1 protein-coding gene is annotated in these 2,733 nt (G+C 45.3%); it reads right to left on the minus strand.

The window, feature by feature from the left end:
• Window positions 1-2,733 (minus strand): PKD domain-containing protein (locus HNS40_RS22080; RefSeq protein ID WP_172284880.1); only part of this gene is annotated, 2,733 nt, incomplete at both ends.

Raw genomic sequence — 2,733 nt, forward strand, 5'->3', positions numbered from 1 at the left:
AGTCGTTAAACTGAGTCGCGCTACCCAAACAAGCATTATTAAAGCTAAAGTCAATCACAGGAAGAGGATTCACATAGAAAGGAGCCGTGGCCACCTGTGTACATCCAAAGTTATTCTCCACACTGTGGGTAATAGTAAATGTTCCGAATTCAGTATAAGTATGCACTGGCGACTCATCGGTACTTGTTGTGCCATCACCAAAGTCCCAGAACCAAGCTGTGATACTATCGCCACCACTAATGCTCTGGTCAACAAAAGTCACCTCTTGATTGATACAAGCGCTATCAGGCGCAAATGATATCATTGGAAGCTCACGAATGAGTACATCCTTGATGATGCTATCTGTACAGAAGCTATTATTTAATATTTTTAGTTTCACGGGATAAATACCATCCGCCGCATAACGGTGATTTGGGTTTTGCTCTGGTGAAGTGGTGCCATCTCCAAAATCCCATTCCCAAGACAAGATAGTCTGGGCCTCGGTAGCGGTGATGTCCATAAAATGAGTGGTATCTCCTAAGCAGACCGTATCGAAGATAAAGTCGGGCAGTGGCTGAGTGGTATAGCGGATTTCCTTGGTGATGATGTCTGAGCAAAGCTGTTCATTACTCACCGTCAGGCTCACATTATAAGCTCCCGTTTGACTAAACTTATGTGTTGGATTCTGCACAAAACTCACATTATTACTTCCAGAACCCGGATCATCGAAGTTCCAATACCAAGCAATGATATTGGTTTCATTTGGATTGCTAAAGTCGGTGAAGAAGGTGGTATCACAATTAGGAATATCAAAATTGAAATTCGCTGTTGGGGAGGGTGCTATGATGAGACTCTCTATCACTTCATTAGTACAACCATTGCTATCAGTCACCTTTAGTTTGACGAGATATTCCCCGGGAAGGGCATAGAGGTGAGCAGGGTGTTGAGTAGCACTAGTGGTGCCGTCTCCAAATTGCCAGCTCCAGCTGGTGATATCATGATCAGAAGTACTTACATCGGTAAACCAGATGCTATCCGAAGTACATTGTGTAGGCGTATGGAAGAATGCCGCCGTTGGGCCATATCCAATACTCACATTATAGGCTCTTTCGCTCACACAGCCACCATCAGAGGTCACCGTCAAGCTTACCAAATACAATCCTCCCACATCAAACACATGACTTGGGTTTTGAAGAGTACTAGTTTGTCCATCATCGAAGTCCCAGCTCCAACTCACAATTGGGTCGCTAGTACTGCTACTCAAATCGGTGAAGTTGGTAGAAAGTCCAGCACAAGCCGCTTCAAAGCTAAAGTCTGCTATGGCTTTGGTGATGGTGATTTCCACAAAGGCAGTATCGCTACAAAGTCCTTCATTGGTCACCACATGCATCACGGTATAAACGCCCTCATCGGTAAATCGATGTATGGGATGCTGAGCTGTAGAAGTATTATTCACTCCACTGGCAGGGTCACCAAAGTCCCAGAACCAAGCAATAAGGTCCTGACCATTGGGCTCATAGGCAGTAGAGGTAAACTGCAAGCTATCGCAGCTGATATTTTCAAAAGTAAAATTACTCACTGGATCTTGACTCACAGCCACCACTTGTGTGAGACTGCTTTCGCAGCCATTGATATCGGTTACTGTTAAGGTTGCTGGATAATTACCCGTGTTAGTATAAAGATGGTTTGGATTCTGAAGACTACTGGTATTCCCGTCTCCAAAGTTCCAGCTCCAGGTATCTATGACTCCACTTCCGGTGGAAGAAGACAGGTCGGTAAAGCGAGTGGTGTCTCCTTCGCAGCTGAGTCCTCCTTGCCATTCGAAATTGGCAGTAGGGAGATAATGTACTTTCACCGTTTTTACGATTTCATGGGAACAGCTTGCATCAGTTTCTACCACCAATATCACATCATAGGTTCCGGGTGCAGCATAAGTATGATTAGGGTTGGCATCGGTAGAAGTATTTCCATCGGCAAACTCCCAAAACCAGCTATTGATAGGCTGACCACTAGAAAAACTCATATCCACAAAGTGGGTGACTTCACCAAAACAAACCGAGTCGGCTCTAAAGTCGGCCACGGGAGCAGGTTCTACCACGATTAAAGTGGTATCGCTATCGCTACATCCATTGCCATCCTCTACTATGAGGATAATTTCATAGGTTCCTACAGTGCTAAAATCATGACTAGGATTTTGCTCTGTGGAATAATTGTTACTACCACTTGCAGGGTCCCCAAAGCTCCATTCCCAGCTCACTACCGCGGCTCCATCAATAATACTCTTATCGATGAAATAGGTAGAGCTACCGGCGCAGGCGCTATAATAGTTAAACTTGGCAGTAGGTCCTTGCCAAATGGTTACATTTTGAGTAATGCTGTGCTCACAGCCATTGGTATCTGTTACCGTGAGGTCTACCAAATAATTACCAGAAAACTGATAAAGATGTGTTGGGTTTTGCTCGGTGGATGTGCTTCCATCGGCAAAGTCCCAGAACCAGCTTTCAATAGGTGCTGCACCTGCTACACTCAGGTCGGTGAAGATGGCGTTTTCTCCTTGGCAAGGCGTGGTGAAGTCAAAGGCCGAAGTAGGTCCTTCTCTCACTATCACTTGCTGAACTATGGTATCATATCCAAATGCCTTGGTGATGAGTTGCACGTCGTATATGCCTGGAGCAGTAAAAGCATGTGTAGGGTTTTGAGCCGTGCTAAAGTTAAAGGCGCCGCTAGTTGGGTCTCCAAAATCCCACCACCAAT

The sequence above is a fragment of the Lentimicrobium sp. S6 genome (assembly GCF_013166635.1).
Lineage (GTDB): Bacteria > Bacteroidota > Bacteroidia > Bacteroidales > UBA12170 > UBA12170.